The following is a 17,490-nucleotide window of genomic DNA, read 5'->3' on the forward strand; positions in this document are numbered from 1 at the left end:
ATCCGCACTACCCGATGTCGGGCGGGTCGATCCTGATCCGGACCTGGTCCGGCGACCGCAGTGCGACCCGCGCGATCTGAGCCGCCTTCAGGGCCGCCGCCAGGGCGGCGCCCTGACCGGGCGCCACCCGCAGCAGCGCCCGCTCGAACTCCTGCCCCCGCCCCCCTGGCGCCGGCACCGGCCCGAGCACGTCCGCCCCCTCGGGCAGCCGGATCAGCCCCAGCAGGTCCTCCACCGCCTGCGGCGCACCCGTCACCGACGCCATCCGCGACACCGGCGGGAAGTGCAGCTGCGCCCGCTCCTCCAGCTCCACCGCCGCGTGCCCGGCCGGATCCCAGCGCACCAGCGCCTGCACCGGCCGCGCGGTCGGCTCCGCGACCACCACCACCGTGCCGCCCTCACCGGCGGGCCGCACCAGACCCGCCGCCGCCATCCACAGCCGCAGCGCCTCCTCGCCGGCCCGCAGGTCGGGCCGGCCGAGCAGCGCCCAGCCGTCCAGCAGCAGCGCCGCCGCGTACCCGCCCTCCGCCACCGGCTCCGCCCCGGGGGTCGAGATCACCAGCGCGGGCTCGCCCGAGACCGTCGACAGCACCGAGTCCCGCCCGGAGGTCCGGACCGGCACCCGGGGGAACGCCTTGCCCAGCTCCTCCGCCGTCCGCTTCGCGCCGACCACCTGCGCCCGCAGCCGGAACGACCCGCACTCGGCGCAGTGCCACTCCCCCTCCGCCTGCCCGCACCAGGCGCACTCCAGCACCGCCCCGGCCGACCCGGCGGCCAACGGACCCTCACAGTGCCGGCAGCGCGCGGGAGTCCGGCACCGCCCGCAGGCCAGCCGGGGCACGTACCCGCGCCGGGGCACCTGGATCAGCACCGGCCCCCGGGTGAGCGCCTCCCGCGCCGCCTCCCAGGCGGGCCGCGGCAGCCGGGCGTACTGGGCCGCCTCGTCCCGCCCCTGGTCCTGGTCGGTCACCGTCCGGACCCTGGGCGCGACCGCGCGCACCGTCTCCCGGGCGGCGGCCAGCGGCCGGGCCCACCCGGTACGGAGCAGCTGGGCGCCCTCGACCGTGACCGAGAGCCCGCCGAGCAGCACCCCCGCGCCCTCCTCGGCGGCCCGCAGCAGCGCCACCTCGCGGACGTGCGGGTGGGGTGCGCGCTGGTCGCTGTGACTGCCGTCGCCGTCGTTCCACACCACCACCAGGCCCAGGTCGCGGACGGGGGCGAACATCGCCGCCCGGGTGCCGATCGCGGCCCGGACCGAGCCCCGGCTGACGGCGAGCCAGCGCCGGTACCGCTCCTTGGGGCCGAGGTCCGCCGCCAGCGCCGTGTGCCGCCCCTCCCCCAGCAGTGCGGTCAGCGCCTCGTCCACCCGGGCCACCGAGCGGCCCTCGGGCAGCACCACCAGCGCGCCCCGGCCGCCGGCCAGGGTGGCGGCGACGGCGCGGGCGATCTCCTCGGGCCAGCTCGGCCCGGGCAGCGCGGTCCACACCGCACGGGGCGCGCGGCCGTCCCCGAGCGCCGCCAAGTACTCCGTTCCGTCGACGTACCGGTCCCAACTGCCCGCGGCCGGGAACGCGGGCGCCGGCAGCGGCTCGGGCGAGGGCTCGGCCTCCGCCTTGGCGTGCCGGGGCGGCACCGCGAGCTGCAGCACGTCGGCCAGCGACCCCGCGTACCGGTCCGCCACCGTCCGGCAGAGCGCCAGCAGAGCAGGCGTCAGCACCCGCTCCGGGGAGAGCACCTGGGCCAGCGGCGCCAGGACGCCGGGGAAGTCCGAGCCGGCCAGCCGCGCGACCACGAAGCCGTCGTGCAGCTCACCGCCCTCGCGCCGCCCGCCGGCCCCGACCCGGGCGCCGAAGCGGACCCGGACCCGGACGCCGGGCTGGGCCTCCTCCGCCAGGTTGGCGGGCACCGCGTAGTCGAAGAACTTGTCCAGGCTGAGCAGCCCCTTGTCGACCACCACCCGGGCCACCGGCAGCTCCTCGGCCAGCAGTGCGCCACGCCACGTCCGGGGCTTGGCCCGGCGGACCGTCTCCCGGATGAAGGCCAACTGCTCACCGGCGTCGTCTGTGCTCATCGCTCCAACATCTAACAGACCCGACCGACAGAACGCGAAAGGCGGCGGTCGTCCCCTTCCGGGGACGCCCGCCGCCTCACGGTGGATCAGGCGGTGGCAGCCTTCTTCAGCTGCTCGACCCGGTCGGTGCGCTCCCAGGTGAAGTCCGCGTCCTCACGGCCGAAGTGGCCGTACGCGGCGGTCTTCGCGTAGATCGGGCGCAGCAGGTCCAGGTCACGGATGATCGCGGCCGGACGGAGGTCGAAGACCTCCGAGACGGCGGCCTGGATCTTCAGGACCGGGACGGTCTCGGTGCCGAAGGTCTCGACGAACAGACCCACCGGCTCGGCCTTGCCGATCGCGTACGCGACCTGGACCTCGGCGCGCGAGGCGAGGCCCGCGGCGACGATGTTCTTCGCCACCCAGCGCATCGCGTACGCGGCCGAGCGGTCCACCTTGGACGGGTCCTTGCCGGAGAAGGCGCCGCCGCCGTGGCGGGCCATGCCGCCGTAGGTGTCGATGATGATCTTGCGGCCGGTCAGGCCGGCGTCGCCCATCGGACCGCCGATCTCGAAGCGGCCGGTCGGGTTCACCAGCAGGCGGTAGCCCTCGGTGATGAGCTTGATGCCGTCGTCGGCGAGGCGCTTGAGCTCGGGCTCCACGACGAACTCGCGGATGTCCGGGGTGAGCAGCGAGTCCAGGTCGATGTCGCTCGCGTGCTGCGAGGAGACCACCACGGTGTCGAGGCGGACGGCCTTGTCGCCGTCGTACTCGATCGTGACCTGGGTCTTGCCGTCGGGGCGCAGGTACGGGATCTGGCCGTTCTTGCGGACCTCGGACAGGCGCTTGGAGAGGCGGTGCGCCAGCGTGATCGGCAGCGGCATCAGCTCGGGGGTCTCGTCGCTGGCGTAGCCGAACATCAGGCCCTGGTCGCCGGCACCCTGCTTGTCGAGGTCGTCCTCGTCGCCTTCGACCCGCGCCTCGTAGGCGGTGTCCACGCCCTGGGCGATGTCGGGCGACTGCGCGCCGATGGACACCGACACGCCGCAGGAGGCGCCGTCGAAGCCCTTCTTCGAGGAGTCGTAGCCGATCTCCAGGATCTTGTCCCGGACCAGCTGCGCGATGGGCGCGTAGGCCTTGGTGGTGACCTCACCGGCGATGTGCACCAGGCCGGTGGTGATCAGCGTCTCGACAGCGACGCGGGAAGTCGGGTCCTGCGCGAGGAGCGCGTCCAGGATGGTGTCGCTGATCTGGTCAGCGATCTTGTCGGGGTGTCCCTCGGTGACGGACTCCGAGGTGAACAGGCGGCGAGACACAGCGCTCCCTGGGGTTGCAGCGGCTGCTGACTGAATGCCCAGCTGGTCCGGGCATCCGGAAAGACTTTGGTCCCTGGAGTGTAACGGTCGGCTATCGGCCCGCGGCAATCCCCCTCAGAGGATGAGACGGATCAGACGCTCCCGCCGAGACCGGCCGCCACCGCGTCCCACACCGCGTCTGCCAGCGATTCCTTGGGCCCGTCGGCGATCTCGGTCTCCGACCCGTCCGCGCTGAGCAGAACGGCGGCATTGGTGTCCCGCCCGAATGCCTTACCCCCGCCCACTTCGTTGACGACCAGCAGATCACAACCCTTTCGAGCCAATTTCGCCCGGCCGTTGACGAGTACGTCGTCGGTCTCGGCCGCGAATCCCACCACCAGCTGGCCGGGACGGGCCCGGTGGGCGGAGATTTCGGCCAGGATGTCGGGGTTGCGCACCAGCGCGACCGGCGCGGGGTCCACCCCGTCGACCTTCTTGATCTTGCCGGTGGCGTACTCGGCCGGACGGAAATCGGCCACGGCGGCGGCCATCACCACCGCGTCGGCGTCGGCGACCGCCTTGAGCACCGCCTCGCGCAGTTCCAGCGCGGTGGAGACGTGCACCACGTCCACCCCGGCCGGGTCCGGCAGCGTCGCGTTGGCGGAGAGCAGGGTGACCCTGGCCCCCCGGGCGGCCGCGGTGGCGGCGAGCGCGTAGCCCTGCTTGCCGGAGGACAGGTTGCCCAGGTAGCGGACCGGGTCGAGCGGCTCCCGGGTGCCGCCGGCCGAGACCACCACGTGCCGGCCGGTCAGGTCGGCGGCCAGCTCGCCGCGCGCCAGCACCCGGCGGCAGGCCTCGAAGATCGCGGCGGGCTCGGGCAGCCGGCCCTTGCCGGTGTCCTTGCCGGTGAGCCGTCCGACGGCGGGTTCCAGCACGATGACGCCCCGGCGCCGCAGCGTGGCGACGTTCTCCTGGGTCGCGGGGTGCTCCCACATCTCGGTGTGCATGGCGGGGGCCAGCACCACCGGACAGCGCGCGGTGAGCAGGGTGTTGGTGAGCAGGTCGTCGGCCAGGCCGTGGGCGGCCTTGGCCATCAGGTCGGCGGTGGCCGGGGCCACCACCACCAGGTCGGCCTGCTGGCCGATCCGCACGTGCGGGACCTCGTGCACCCGGTCCCAGGTCTCGGTGGCGGCCGGGCGGCCGGAGAGCGCGGCCCAGGTGGCCTCGCCGACGAAGTGCAGCGCGGCCGCGGTCGGCACCACGGTCACCTGGTGCCCGCTCTCGGTGAGCCGGCGCAGCAGCTCGCACGCCTTGTACGCGGCGATGCCGCCGCTCACGCCGAGGACGACATTGGGCGGGCTGGCGTTCATCGCGGGCTCTCTCTGCCGGGAGGGTGGGACGTGCCCAACCCTACGGCCCATCAGATCCCCGCCGCACCGTGGCCCGGGACACACGGAAGGGCCCGCCGGAGCGAACTCCGGCGGGCCCTTCCAGTGAGCTTTTCGGCTCAGGCGGCGTCGATGGCCTCTGCGGTGAGCATGCCCGCGTTGATCTCGCGCAGCGCGATCGACAGCGGCTTCTCGTGCACGTGGGTGTCCACCAGCGGGCCGACGTACTCCAGCAGGCCCTCACCGAGCTGCGAGTAGTACGCGTTGATCTGACGGGCGCGCTTGGCGGCGTAGATCACCAGGCTGTACTTCGAGTCCGTGGCCTCGAGCAGCTCGTCGATCGGCGGGTTGATGATGCCCTCGGGCGCGGTCATGGAAGAGGACACGCGAAAACCTTCCGAAAGAGAGAGAAAGACAGAATGCTGATCAGATCACAGGATCCGATCAGGCAACACCGAGCAAGGTTAGCAGTTCGGCCGCTACCTGCTCGACCGACCTGTTGACAAGGGTCGTGTCGAACTCGCTCTCGGCGGCCAGCTCGATCTTCGCGGCCTCCAGCCGGCGGTCGATCACGTCCTGCGGCTCGGTGCCCCGGCCGGTGAGCCGGCGGACCAGCTCGTCCCAGCTCGGCGGGCCCAGGAACACCAGGCGCGCGTCGGACATCGACTCGCGGACCTGGCGGGCGCCCTGGAGGTCGATCTCCAGCAGCACCGGGACGCCGTTCTCCAGCTTCTCCAGCACCGCGGCGCGCGGGGTGCCGTACCGGTTCCCGGCGAACACGGCCCACTCCAGCAGCTCGCCGTTGGCGATCAGCTTCTCGAACTCGTCGTTGTCGACGAAGTAGTAGTGGACCCCGTTCTTCTCGCCGGGCCTCGGATGCCGGGTGGTGACCGACACCGAGAGCCAGAGCTCGGGGTGCTGCTTCCTCAGATGAGCGACGACCGTGCTCTTGCCGACCCCCGAGGGGCCGGAGAGCACGGTCAGCCGCGGACGTTCACTCATGCACCGATTATCCCGGATCGCGGACGGTCCGGGGACCACCGGGTCGCGACCCGGTCCGGAGCAGGAGCCGGGTCAGGAGGCGGTGCTGCCGAACTCCCGCTCCAGCGAGGCGATCTGGTTCGTCCCGAGGCCGCGGACCCGACGGCTCTCGGAGATGCCCAGACGCTCCATGATCTGCTTGGCGCGCACCTTGCCGACGCCCGGCATGCTCTCCAGCAGCGCGGAGACCTTCATCTTGCCGATGACCTCGTCATCGGCCTTGCCCGCCTTGATCACGTCGTGCAGCGAAGCACCTGCGTGCTTCAGCTTGTTCTTCACATCGGCGCGCTTCCGACGGGCTTCGGCAGCCTTGGCGAGCGCAGCGGTGCGCTGTTCAGGGGTAAGGGGCGGAAGAGCCACGCCGTTCACCTCAGGGTGTGGAAGGAAGGGATGAGCTATGACTGGGTGGTGCCTGAAGTACACCGATCGCAGCCCGAACCAATGGCTCTGACCTGCGAGAGCGGCAGTTTTCGCCGCCCTTCGGTGACCTCCCGCCGGACACTACCCAACTTGAGGCCGCGCGTCAGGAGAAGAACACGAAAAGTCCTGGTCAGCCAAGGTCGACCAGGACTTTTCCGGGCAAATCAACCGGCCTGACGGCCCGTCCGACCTGCCGATGTGACGCTCCTCACGTCGCCGTGCTACTTCACCGCCGCCGCGATCTCCTCCACGAAGCGGGCCGAGGCCGCCCGCAGGGCCGCCACCGAGGGGCCGTGCTTGAGGATGTCGCGGCTCACGCTGGGCACCACGTTGCGCACCGAGTCGCCGAACACCCGGGGCAGGTCGGCCGCGGTGGCCCCCTGGGCGCCGACACCGGGGGCGAGCAGCGGGCCGTTGATCGCCAGGTCCGCGCCGGCCTCGGCCAGGGTCGCGCCGACCACCGCGCCGAACGAGCCGAGCGGCTCGGCGCCCTTGTTCTCGGCCGCCAGCCGGTTCAGCACGCCCTGGGCCACGCTCACCCCGTCGGCGCCGACCGCGCGCTGCACCTCGTGCCCCTCCGGGTTGGAGGTGAGCGCCAGCGCGAACAGGCCGCAGCCGTTCGCCCGGGCCAGGTCGACGGCCGGCTGGAGCGAGCCGAAGCCCAGGTACGGGCTGACCGTCAGCGCGTCCGAGAAGAGCGCCCGGTCCGGCGAGAGGAAGGTCTCGGCGTACGCGGCCATGGTGGAGCCGATGTCGCCGCGCTTGGCGTCCATCAGCACCAGCGCCCCGGCCTCCCTGGCCTCGGTGACCGAGCGCTCCAGCACCGCGATGCCCCGGGAGCCGAACCGCTCGAAGAAGGCGGCCTGCGGCTTGAGCACCGCGACCTCCCCGGCCAGCGCCTCGACCACGGTCCGGCTGAAGGTCTCCAGGCCGGCGATGTCGTCGTTCAGGCCCCAGGCGGTGAGCAGCGAGGCGTGCGGGTCGATGCCGACACAGAGCCGGCCCCGGGTCTCCAGGGCGGTGTGCAGGCGGGCGCCGAAGGGAGCGAGGGTCATGAACGGCCTTTCAGGTGGTGGCAGGGCGGTGGGCGTACCCCACCGCGTCGGTGAACTTGGCGAAGCCCCGGGCCGCCAGCTCGGTGCGCAGCTCGTCGAGGATGCGCAGCGGGGCGGCCGGGTCGTTGAACAGGGTGGTGCCGACGGCGACGCCGCTCGCCCCGGCGAGGGCGAACTCCAGCGCGTCCAGGCCGGTGCGCAGCCCGCCCATGGCCAGGATCGGCACCGCCGGGATCCGGCCGGCCAGCATCTCGGCGTGCACCTGGTGCACGCAGCGGACCGCGATCGGCCGGATCGCCGGCCCGGACAGGCCGCCGGTGGTCCCGGCCAGGGCCGGGCGCATGGTGACCGGGTCGATCGCCAGGCCGAGGGTGGTGTTGATCATCGAGAGGCCGTCCGCGCCGGCCTGGACGCAGGCGGCGGCGATCTCGGTGATCGAGGTGACGTCGGGCGAGAGCTTGGCGTAGACCGGCAGCTCGGCGTCGGCCACCCGGCGCACCGCCCGCACCACGTCGTAGGAGGTGGCCGGGTTGCAGGCGAAGACCAGGCCCCGGTCGGCCACGTTCGGGCAGGAGATGTTGACCTCGATGCCGATCACGCCGGGCTGCCCGTTGAGCTGCTCGGCGACCTCGGCGAACTCCTCCAGCCGCTCCCCCGCGACCGAGACCAGCACCCGGGCGCCGCGCTCGGCCAGCCAGGGCAGCTCGTTCCTGACGAAGTGTCCGACCCCGGCGCCTTGGAGCCCGATCGAGTTGAGCATCCCGGACGGCGTCTCCGCCATCCGCGGCGTGGCCCGGCCGGAGCGCGGGTACGGCATGATCGTCTTGGTGGTGACCGAGCCCAGCTCGTCCAGCGGGACGAACTTGGCCAGCTCCCGCCCGTACCCGGCGCAGCCGGAGGCGGTGGTAAGCGGGTTCGGCAGGGTGCGGCCGCCGAACGGGGCGGTCAGGTCGACCTGCTGCGGCTCCATCAGGCCTTCACTCCCATCGCGGCGGCGCCTTCCAGGTCGGCGGGGACGATGCCGATGTCGGCCCAGCGGACCTTGGCCCCGTCGAAGACCGGGCCGTCGGTGCAGGAGCGGACGAACCGGCTGACCCCGTCCTCGCCGACCACCGGCAGCACGCAGGTCATGCAGATGCCGACCCCGCAGGCCATCGACTCCTCCACCGCCGTCCAGCAGCGGGCCCCCAGCTCCTCGGCGATCGACGTCACCGCGCGCAGCATCGGCATCGGCCCGCAGGCGTGCACCACGGTGGCGTCGATGGCCTTGATCGCCTGCGCCAGGACGTCGGTGACCCGGCCGGTCAGCCCGGCCGAGCCGTCCTCGGTGACCACAAGTACGTCCTGGGTGAGCGCGCGGGCCTGCTCCACCCCGAACAGCCGGGCCCCGGTGGCCGCACCGAGGATGAACCCGACCTGGCCGCCGCGCCGCTTGATCTGCTCGGCCAGGCCGAACAGCGGTGCGCTGCCGTAGCCGCCGGCCACCAGCAGGGCGCTGACCGGGCCCTCGGGCACCGGGAAGGGGGTGCCCAGCGGGGCGATCAGGCTGAGCCGGTCGCCGACCCGGCTGCGCACCAACTCCCGGGTGCCGGGGCCGTGTTCGGCGATGATCAGCTCCACGGTGCCGGCCGCGGGGTCGGCCCGGTGGATCGAGAAGGCCCGCCGCAGCAGCATCGAGGAGCCGCTCCCGCCGACCGCCAGGGTGGCGAAGTGGCCGGGCCGCACCCGGGGCGCCGCCTCGGGTGCCCGGAGCACCAGCCGCCGGTACGCACCGACCGGGGTGGACTCGACCACCTCGGCCTCGGTCTGGACTGGATGGGCCATCAGAACTCACCTTTCCGGCAGACTCGCGCTGCACTCTGCCAAACCGGACGACCCCCTGTCACTTCCTCCGGCGCACCCGTCCGATCCGTCGGCACCACTCATTCACCCGAGCCCCGCAGGGGCCGGTTGCTCGTGCCCCTGGAGGAGCGCTAGCTCTTGGCGCTGCCGACCGCCTCGGCGATCGACTTGAAGCCGCTCGCCTTCAGCCGGGCCGACAGGCCCTTGTGCACCCGGCGCATCCAGAACGGCCCCTCGTAGACGAAGGCGCTGTACCCCTGCACCAGGTCGGCGCCGTGCACGATCCGGTCCCAGGCGTCGTCCGCGGTCTCGATCCCGCCGACCGCGACCAGCACCAGCCGGCCCTCGGTGCGCGCCCGCAGGCGCTGCAGCACCTCCAGCGAGCGGGCCTTCAGCGGTGCGCCGGAGAGCCCGCCCATCCCGATCTCCTCGATCCGGGCCGCGTGCTCGCGCAGATCGTCCCGCCCGATCGTGGTGTTGGTGGCGATGATGCCGTCGAGGCCGATCTCGACCGCCATGTCGGCGATCGCGTCGATGTCCTCGTCCGCCAGGTCGGGGGCGATCTTCACCAGCAGCGGCACGTGGTGCGGGGTGGCCGCGTCGGCCGCCCGGCGGACGTCGACCAGCAGCGGGGCCAGCGCCGAGACGGTCTGCAGGTTGCGCAGGCCGGGGGTGTTCGGCGAGCTGACGTTGACCACCAGGTAGTCGGCGTACTCGGCCAGCCGCTCGGTGCTCTTCACGTAGTCGGCGGTCGCGTCGACCTCCTCGACCACCTTGGTCTTGCCGATGTTGACGCCGATCACCGGGGTGGAGCTGGTGTGCGGACGGGCCTTCAGCCGGGCCGCGACCCGGGCCGAGCCCTGGTTGTTGAAGCCCATCCGGTTGATCAGCGCGCGGTCCTCGACCAGCCGGAACAGGCGCGGCGCGGGGTTGCCCGGCTGCGGCTCACCGGTGACGGTGCCGATCTCGACGAAGTCGAAGCCGAGCATCGACAGACCGTCGATGCCGATCCCGTTCTTGTCGAAGCCGGCCCCGAGGCCGAACGGGCCCGGCAGGTCGAGCCCGAGCGCGGCGGTGCGCAGCGCCGGGTCCCGCGGGGCCAGCACGGCCCGCACCAGCTGGCGCAGGCCGGGCACCGAGGCGGCCAGCCGGATCCAGAAGAAGGCCAGGTGGTGGGCCTTCTCCGGGTCCATCTTCTTGAAGACCAGGTCGAACAGGAGCTTGTACACAGCGGGTTGGGCCTTCCTGGACATGGGTGTGGGGGGCACCGGAACGCGGTGCCCCCCACGATGATCTGCTACTTGCGGCCCGCGTTGATCAGCGCCGCGTGCTCCTGCAACGACATCACACCGATGTCGCCGCGGACCAGCGCCGCGCTGCCCTGGACGGCCGCGCCCATCGCCTGGACGGTGGTCAGGCACGGGACGCCGCGCGAGACCGCGGCGGTGCGGATCTCGTAGCCGTCGAGCCGGCCGCCGGTGCCGTACGGCGTGTTGATGATCAGGTCGACCTCGCCGTCGTGGATCAGCTGCACGATGGTCCGCTCGCCGTCCGGGCCCGGGCCCTCGCTGTGCTTGCGCACCACGGTGGACGGGATGCCGCCGCGCTGGAGCACCTCGGCGGTGCCGGAGGTGGCGAGCACCTCGAAGCCCATCTCGACCAGCGCCCGGGCCGGGAAGACCAGGTTGCGCTTGTCGCGGTTGGCGACCGAGACGAAGACCTTGCCGGAGGTCGGCAGCGCACCGTACGCGCCGGCCTGCGCCTTGGCGTACGCGGTGCCGAACACCTTGTCGATGCCCATCACCTCACCGGTGGAGCGCATCTCCGGGCCGAGCACGGTGTCCACGCCCCGGCCGTGGATGTCGCGGAAGCGGCTCCACGGCATCACGGCTTCCTTGACCGAGATCGGGCAGTCGGCCGGCAGCGTGCCGCCGTCGCCCTCGGCCGGGAGCAGGCCCTCCTTGCGCAGCTCGGCGATGGTCGCGCCGAGCGAGACCCGGGCGGCGGCCTTGGCCAGCGGCACGGCGGTCGCCTTGGAGGTGAACGGCACGGTGCGGGAGGCGCGCGGGTTGGCCTCCAGCACGTAGAGGATGTCGCCGGCCAGCGCGAACTGGATGTTGATCAGACCGCGCACCCCGACGCCCTTGGCGATCGCCTCGGTGGAGGTCCGCAGCCGCTTGATGTCGTAGCCGCCGAGGGTGATCGGGGGCAGCGCGCAGGCCGAGTCGCCGGAGTGGATGCCGGCCTCCTCGATGTGCTCCATCACGCCGCCGAGGTAGAGCTCCTCGCCGTCGTAGAGCGCGTCCACGTCGATCTCGACCGCGTCGTCCAGGAAGCGGTCGATCAGCACCGGGTGCTCGGAGATCAGACCCGCGTGCCGCTCCAGGTAGGAGGCCAGCGAGGGCTCGTCGTAGACGATCTCCATGCCGCGGCCGCCGAGCACGTACGACGGGCGGGCCAGCACCGGGTAGCCGATCTCGTCCGCGATCGCCTTGGCGTCCTCGAACGAGAACGCGGTGCCGTGCTTGGGCGCGGGCAGGCCCGCGTCGCGCAGCACCCGGCCGAACGCGCCGCGCTCCTCCGCCAGGTCGATCGCCTCGGGCTGGGTGCCGACGATCGGCACGCCGTTGTCCTTGAGCGCCTGGGCCAGGCCGAGCGGCGTCTGGCCGCCGAGCTGGACGATGACGCCCGCCAGCGGACCGGCCAGCGTCTCCGCGTGCACGATCTCCAGCACGTCCTCCAGCGTGAGCGGCTCGAAGTAGAGCCGGTCGGAGGTGTCGTAGTCGGTGGAGACGGTCTCCGGGTTGCAGTTGACCATCACGGTCTCGTACCCGGCCTCGCTGAGCGCGAAGGAGGCGTGCACGCAGGAGTAGTCGAACTCGATGCCCTGGCCGATCCGGTTCGGGCCCGAGCCCAGGATGATCACGGCGGGCTTGGTGCGCGGCGCGACCTCGCTCTCCTCGTCGTAGGACGAGTAGAAGTACGGGGTCTTGGCGGCGAACTCGGCGGCGCAGGTGTCCACGGTCTTGAAGACCGGACGGATGCCCAGCGCGTGCCGCACCTCGCGGACCACGTCGCCCTTCAGGCCGCGGATCTCACCGATCTGCTGGTCGGAGAAGCCGTGCCGCTTGGCGTGCCGGAGCAGCTCCGGGTCGAGGCGCTCGGCCTCGGCCAGCTCGGTGGCGATCTCGTCGATCAGGAACAGCTGGTCGACGAACCACGGGTCGATCTTCGTGGCGTCGAAGACCTCCTGCTGGGTGGCACCGGCCCGGATCGCGTCCATCACGGTGTTGATCCGGCCGTCGGTCGGGACCTGGGCCTTGGTCAGCAGCTCGGCCTTGTCACCGGGTTCGCCGATCCAGGAGAACTGCGAGCCCTTCTTCTCCAGCGAGCGCAGCGCCTTCTGCAGCGCCTCGGTGAAGTTGCGGCCCATCGCCATCGCCTCGCCGACCGACTTCATGGTCGTGGTCAGCGTGGCGTCGGCGCTCGGGAACTTCTCGAACGCGAACCGGGGCACCTTGACCACGACGTAGTCGAGCGAGGGCTCGAACGAGGCCGGGGTCTTCTCGGTGATGTCGTTCGGGATCTCGTCCAGCGTGTAGCCGACCGCCAGCTTGGCCGCGATCTTGGCGATCGGGAAGCCGGTGGCCTTGGAGGCCAGCGCGGAGGAGCGGGAGACCCGGGGGTTCATCTCGATCACGATGATCCGGCCGTCGTCCGGGTTGATCGCGAACTGGATGTTGCAGCCGCCGGTGTCGACGCCGACCTCGCGGATGATCGCGATGCCGATGTCGCGCAGCGTCTGGTACTCGCGGTCGGTCAGGGTCATCGACGGGGCGACGGTGATCGAGTCACCGGTGTGCACGCCCATCGGGTCGAAGTTCTCGATCGAGCAGACCACCACGACGTTGTCGTTCTTGTCGCGCATCAGCTCGAGCTCGTACTCCTTCCAGCCGAGGATGGACTCCTCCAGGAGCACCTCGGTGGTCGGCGACAGGGCCAGGCCCTGGCCGGCGATCCGGCGCAGCTCGTCCTCGTCGTGCGCGAAGCCGGAACCGGCGCCGCCCATGGTGAAGGAGGGGCGGACCACGACCGGGTAGCCGCCCAGCGTGTCCACGCCCGCGATGATGTCGTCCATCGAGTGGCAGATCACCGAACGGGCCGACTCGCCGTGGCCGATCTTGGCGTTGACCGCCTCGACCACGCCCTTGAACAGCTGGCGGTCCTCGCCCTTGTGGATCGCCTCGACGTTGGCGCCGATCAGCTCGACGCCGTACTTGGCGAGCACGCCGTTCTCGTGCAGCGAGATCGCGGTGTTGAGCGCGGTCTGCCCGCCGAGGGTCGGCAGGAGCACGTCGGGGCGCTCCTTGGCGATGATCTTCTCGACGAACTCCGGGGTGATCGGCTCGACGTAGGTGGCGTCGGCGATCTCCGGGTCGGTCATGATCGTGGCCGGGTTGGAGTTCACCAGCACGACCCGCAGGCCCTCGGCCCGCAGCACGCGGCAGGCCTGGGTGCCGGAGTAGTCGAACTCGGCGGCCTGGCCGATGACGATCGGGCCGGAGCCGATCACCAGGACGGACTTGATGTCAGTGCGCTTCGGCACGGTCAGCTCCCTGCGGTGGTGCGGGCCGGGGCGCCGGCCATCAGGTCGACAAAGCGATCAAAGAGGTAAGCCGCGTCGTGCGGACCGGCGGCGGCCTCCGGGTGGTACTGGACCGAGAACGCGGGGGTGTCCAGGCACTGGAGGCCCTCGACCACGTCGTCGTTCAGGCAGACGTGGGAGACCTCGGCGCGGCCGAACGGGGTGTCGCTCACCCGGTCCAGCGGCGCCTCCACGGCGAAGCCGTGGTTGTGCGCGGTGACCTCGACCTTGCCGGTGGTGCGGTCCTGCACCGGCTGGTTGATGCCGCGGTGGCCGTACTTGAGCTTGTAGGTGCCGAAGCCCAGGGCGCGGCCGAGGATCTGGTTGCCGAAGCAGATGCCGAAGAACGGGGTCTTCTTCGCCAGCACCTCGCGCGCCACGGCGACCTGGTGGTCGGCGGTGGCCGGGTCACCGGGGCCGTTCGAGAAGAACACGCCGTCGGGGGCGACCGCGTAGAGCTCCTCGACCGTGGAGTTGGCCGGGAACACGTGCACCTCGATGCCGCGCTCGGCCATCCGGTGCGGGGTCATGCCCTTGATGCCGAGGTCCAGCGCGGCCACGGTGAACTTCTTCGTGCCGATCGCCGGGACGACGTAGGTCTCCTTGGTGGCGACCTCGGCGCACAGGTCGGCGCCCTTCATCTCCGGCGCCCGGTTGACCCGGGCCAGCAGCTCGGACTCCTCCGCCAGCGCGGGGCCGGAGAAGATGCCGACCCGCATCGCCCCGCGCTCGCGCAGGTGCCGGGTGAGCGCCCGGGTGTCGATGCCGCTGATGCCGACGACGCCCTGGTTGACCAGCTCCTCGTCCAGCGAGCGCTCCGAGCGCCAGTTGGACGCGACCCGGGCGGGGTCGCGGACGACGTAGCCGGCCACCCAGATCTGCTTCGACTCGTCGTCCTCGTCGTTCCAGCCGGTGTTGCCGATCTGAGGCGCCGTCATGACGACCACCTGGCGGTGGTACGACGGGTCGGTCAGGGTCTCCTGGTAGCCGGACATGCCGGTGTTGAAGACCGCCTCGCCGAAGGTCTCGCCGACCGCGCCGTACGCCTGGCCGCGGAAGGTGCGGCCGTCCTCGAGGACGAGCACGGCGGGCACGCGCTCCCGCCTGTGGCGCTCGGTGGTGGGGGCAGGTGCGGTCATGAGGTGGCCTCTTCCGTCTTCTTCGTCTTCGTCGTACGTCGTGTCACAAGAGCGTCGACCGCCTCGACCCAGGCGGTGTGCTCCCCGGCGCGGTCGGCCCGGAAGCCGGAGTCCAGCGCCGTGCCCTGGTTGGTCCAGGTGATGACCAGCAGGCCGCCGGGGACGACCTTGCCGGCGATGCCGGAGTCGACCCGGGCCGCGGTCAGGCTCCCGGCCGGGATCCAGAAGTCCACGTCACCGGGGCGACGGACCAACAGGCCCTGCTCGGTGAGGGTCAGTTCGGCCAGGCTGCGGGTGCCGAGGCCGTGCGCGACGACCCGGTCCAGCCAGTTCCCGGCGGTGGTGGAGCCGTGGTAGCGGCCGGAGGTCTCCAGCAGCGCCGTCCCCGGGTCCGCGGGCAGCTCGGGCAGGGCCGGCAGCTCGGACTGGAGCGTGCGGCGCCAGTTCCAGCCCTGCCGCATCAGCCAGTAGACCAGCCCGACCAGGATGGCCAGGCCGACCATCCAGCCGAGGTAGCTGGACCAGTCGGTGATCTTCGCCTGCTCCTGCGCGATCACTCCGAACCGCCCTGGCGGACGAGCTCGCCCGCGAGCACCGTGGCCTCGCCGCGCAGGAAGGTGGCGTGCACCCGTCCTGGCAGCTCAAGGCCCTTGAAGGGGGTGTTCCGGCTACGGGTGGCGAAGGTCTCGGCAGTCACGGTCCCACGGTACGCGGGATCGAACAGCACCAGGTTCGCGGGCTCACCGACCGAGACGGACCGGCCCTGGCCGGTGAGACGGCCGATCCGGGCCGGGCGGTGCGACATCCGGTCCGCGACGCCCTCCCAGTTCAGCAGGCCGGTCTCGACCATGGTCTGCTGCACCACCGAGAGCGCGGTCTCCAGACCGATCATGCCCATCGCGGCGACCGCCCAGGCGCAGTCCTTGTCGGCGTCCGGGTGCGGCGCGTGGTCGGTGGCGACGGCGTCGATGGTGCCGTCGGCCAGCGCCTCGCGCAGCGCCAGCACGTCCTCCTCGGTGCGCAGCGGCGGGTTCACCTTGAAGACCGGGTCGCTGCTGCGGACCAGCTCGTCGGTGAGCAGCAGGTGGTGCGGCGTCACCTCGGCGGTGACGTCCCAGCCGCGGGACTTGGCCCAGCGGACGATCTCCACCGAGCCCTTGGTGGACAGGTGGCAGACGTGCAGCCGGGCGCCGAGGTGCGAGGCCAGCAGCACGTCGCGGGCGATGATCGCCTCCTCCGCCACGGCCGGCCAGCCCGGCAGGCCGAGGTCGGCGGAGACGGTGCCCTCGTTCATCTGGGCGCCCTCGGTCAGCCGGGGCTCCTGCGCGTGCTGGGCCACCACGCCGTCGACGCTCTTCGCGTACTCCAGCGCGGCCCGCATCAGCGCGGCGTCGTCCACGCACTTGCCGTCGTCCGAGAACACCCGGACGGCGGCGGCCGAACGGTGCATGCCGTCCAGGTCGGCCAGCTCCTTGCCGTCCAGGCCGACCGTGACGGCACCGACCGGGTGCACGTCGCAGTAGCCGGACTCCCGGCCGAGCTGCCAGACCTGCTCGACCACGGCGGGCGTGTCGGCGGTCGGGGTGGTGTTGGCCATCGCGTGCACGGCGGTGTAGCCGCCCATGGCGGCGGCCTGGGTGCCGGTCAGGACGGTCTCGGCGTCCTCCTTGCCGGGCTGGCGCAGGTGGGTGTGCAGGTCCACCAGGCCGGGCAGCACGATCAGGCCGTGCGCGTCGATGTCGATGTCGGCCTCGACGGTCAGGCCGGTGCCGATGTCCTGGATGACGCCGTCGGCGAGGAACAGGTCCTGCGCGGCGCCGCCGAGGATCTGGGCGTTGCGGATCAGATAGCTGGTCACAGCTGTACTCCGGGGTTCGGTACGTGGGTGCCGGGCATCGCGGTCGGGCGCTTCGCGCCGCGGCCGCTACTCCCCGGGGCGCTGGGTGGCGAGTGCCTGCGAGGACCGGGCCGCGTAGTCGCGGTCCCCGACCAGCACGGCGTCCCGGCCGTCCACGTCGGAGAGCTGCACCTGGACCGCCTCGCGCAGCGAGGTCGGCAGGTTCTTGCCCACGTAGTCGGCCCGGATCGGCAGTTCGCGGTGGCCTCGGTCGACCAGCACGGCCAGCTGCACGGCGCGCGGGCGGCCGATGTCGCTGAGCGCGTCGAGCGCGGCCCGGATGGTGCGGCCGGAGAACAGCACGTCGTCGACCAGGATGACCAGCTTGCCCTCGACCCCGCCGGGCGGGATCTCGGTGTGCTCGGCCGCGCGGGCCGGCTTCAGCTGGAGGTCGTCCCGGTACATCGTGATGTCCAGGGTGCCGAGGGGTATGTCGCGACCGGTGATCTGCGCCAGCTTGGCGTGCAGCCGACGGGCGAGGTGGACTCCACGGGTGTGGATGCCGAGCAGCACGACGTCCTCCGCGCCCTTGGCGCGCTCGACGATCTCGTGTGCGATCCGGGTGATCACCCGGGCCACGTCGGTGGCGTCCAGCACCTGATGAGGTGGACGCGCGGTGTCAATGCGTGTGGTCATGCCGAAGCCGACCTCCTTCCCCGCCTCACTGGACGGGCCTTAAAGGATGTCTTGGGACGGCGCCCGGTCGCGCCGGAAGCCA

General features: G+C 72.0%; 15 protein-coding genes. All 15 read right to left on the reverse strand.

The genetic code is table 11. From position 1 onward, the window contains the following. Window positions 1-7: 7 nt before the first annotated feature. The 15 genes from ABT118_RS09510 to pyrR all read right to left on the reverse strand — a co-directional run bounded on the left by ABT118_RS09510 (window position 8) and on the right by pyrR (window position 17,408). Window positions 8-2,071, reverse strand: a complete 2,064-nt coding sequence (locus ABT118_RS09510) for a primosomal protein N' (protein WP_350646161.1) — start codon at window positions 2,069-2,071, stop codon at window positions 8-10. 86 nt (window positions 2,072-2,157) lie between these two features. After that, the gene (gene metK, locus ABT118_RS09515; protein WP_350646162.1) at window positions 2,158-3,366 is read right to left on the reverse strand and encodes a methionine adenosyltransferase; all 1,209 of its coding nucleotides are present in this window, start codon (window positions 3,364-3,366) and stop codon (window positions 2,158-2,160) included. A gap of 131 nt (window positions 3,367-3,497) precedes the next feature. Then, window positions 3,498-4,715, reverse strand: coding sequence for a bifunctional phosphopantothenoylcysteine decarboxylase/phosphopantothenate--cysteine ligase CoaBC (gene coaBC, locus ABT118_RS09520; protein ID WP_350646163.1), 1,218 nt, complete (start codon window positions 4,713-4,715; stop codon window positions 3,498-3,500). Window positions 4,716-4,852: 137 nt separating this feature from the next. Continuing rightward, a complete protein-coding gene (rpoZ, locus tag ABT118_RS09525; protein WP_057228106.1) occupies window positions 4,853-5,119 on the reverse strand; it encodes a DNA-directed RNA polymerase subunit omega in 267 nt (88 codons plus the stop codon). Between the two features lie 58 nt (window positions 5,120-5,177). Next, window positions 5,178-5,735, reverse strand: a complete 558-nt coding sequence (gene gmk, locus ABT118_RS09530) for a guanylate kinase (protein WP_350646164.1) — start codon at window positions 5,733-5,735, stop codon at window positions 5,178-5,180. Window positions 5,736-5,807: 72 nt separating this feature from the next. Continuing rightward, complete coding sequence (gene mihF, locus ABT118_RS09535; RefSeq protein ID WP_184911660.1) at window positions 5,808-6,134, reverse strand: integration host factor, actinobacterial type; 327 nt, start codon at window positions 6,132-6,134, stop codon at window positions 5,808-5,810. Between the two features lie 281 nt (window positions 6,135-6,415). Beyond that, a complete protein-coding gene (pyrF, locus tag ABT118_RS09540) occupies window positions 6,416-7,249 on the reverse strand; it encodes an orotidine-5'-phosphate decarboxylase (RefSeq protein ID WP_350646165.1) in 834 nt (277 codons plus the stop codon). 10 nt (window positions 7,250-7,259) lie between these two features. After that, on the reverse strand, window positions 7,260-8,219 hold the full coding sequence (locus tag ABT118_RS09545; protein ID WP_350646166.1) for a dihydroorotate dehydrogenase: 960 nt from the start codon (window positions 8,217-8,219) through the stop codon (window positions 7,260-7,262). Next, on the reverse strand, window positions 8,219-9,073 hold the full coding sequence (locus ABT118_RS09550; protein ID WP_350646167.1) for a dihydroorotate dehydrogenase electron transfer subunit: 855 nt from the start codon (window positions 9,071-9,073) through the stop codon (window positions 8,219-8,221). Before ABT118_RS09550 ends, ABT118_RS09545 begins: the two co-directional genes overlap by 1 nt. Window positions 9,074-9,222: 149 nt before the next feature. Next, window positions 9,223-10,320, reverse strand: a complete 1,098-nt coding sequence (locus ABT118_RS09555; RefSeq protein WP_350646168.1) for a quinone-dependent dihydroorotate dehydrogenase — start codon at window positions 10,318-10,320, stop codon at window positions 9,223-9,225. A gap of 68 nt (window positions 10,321-10,388) precedes the next feature. Continuing rightward, entirely contained in the window at window positions 10,389-13,697 is a 3,309-nt protein-coding gene (carB, locus tag ABT118_RS09560) for a carbamoyl-phosphate synthase large subunit (RefSeq protein WP_350646169.1), read from the reverse strand. 2 nt (window positions 13,698-13,699) lie between these two features. Then, window positions 13,700-14,875 (reverse strand): glutamine-hydrolyzing carbamoyl-phosphate synthase small subunit, encoded by a 1,176-nt coding sequence (carA, locus tag ABT118_RS09565; protein WP_350646170.1) that lies wholly within the window; start codon window positions 14,873-14,875, stop codon window positions 13,700-13,702. Then, complete coding sequence (locus tag ABT118_RS09570) at window positions 14,872-15,378, reverse strand: PH-like domain-containing protein (protein ID WP_350646495.1); 507 nt, start codon at window positions 15,376-15,378, stop codon at window positions 14,872-14,874. Before ABT118_RS09570 ends, carA begins: the two co-directional genes overlap by 4 nt. A 50-nt stretch (window positions 15,379-15,428) precedes the next feature. Beyond that, window positions 15,429-16,733, reverse strand: a complete 1,305-nt coding sequence (locus tag ABT118_RS09575) for a dihydroorotase (protein WP_350646171.1) — start codon at window positions 16,731-16,733, stop codon at window positions 15,429-15,431. Between the two features lie 66 nt (window positions 16,734-16,799). Beyond that, complete coding sequence (gene pyrR / locus ABT118_RS09580) at window positions 16,800-17,408, reverse strand: bifunctional pyr operon transcriptional regulator/uracil phosphoribosyltransferase PyrR (protein WP_350646172.1); 609 nt, start codon at window positions 17,406-17,408, stop codon at window positions 16,800-16,802. Between the last annotated feature and the right edge of the window lie 82 nt (window positions 17,409-17,490).

Source organism: Kitasatospora sp. NPDC002040 (assembly GCF_040296785.1).
In the GTDB taxonomy this organism is placed as follows: domain Bacteria; phylum Actinomycetota; class Actinomycetes; order Streptomycetales; family Streptomycetaceae; genus Kitasatospora.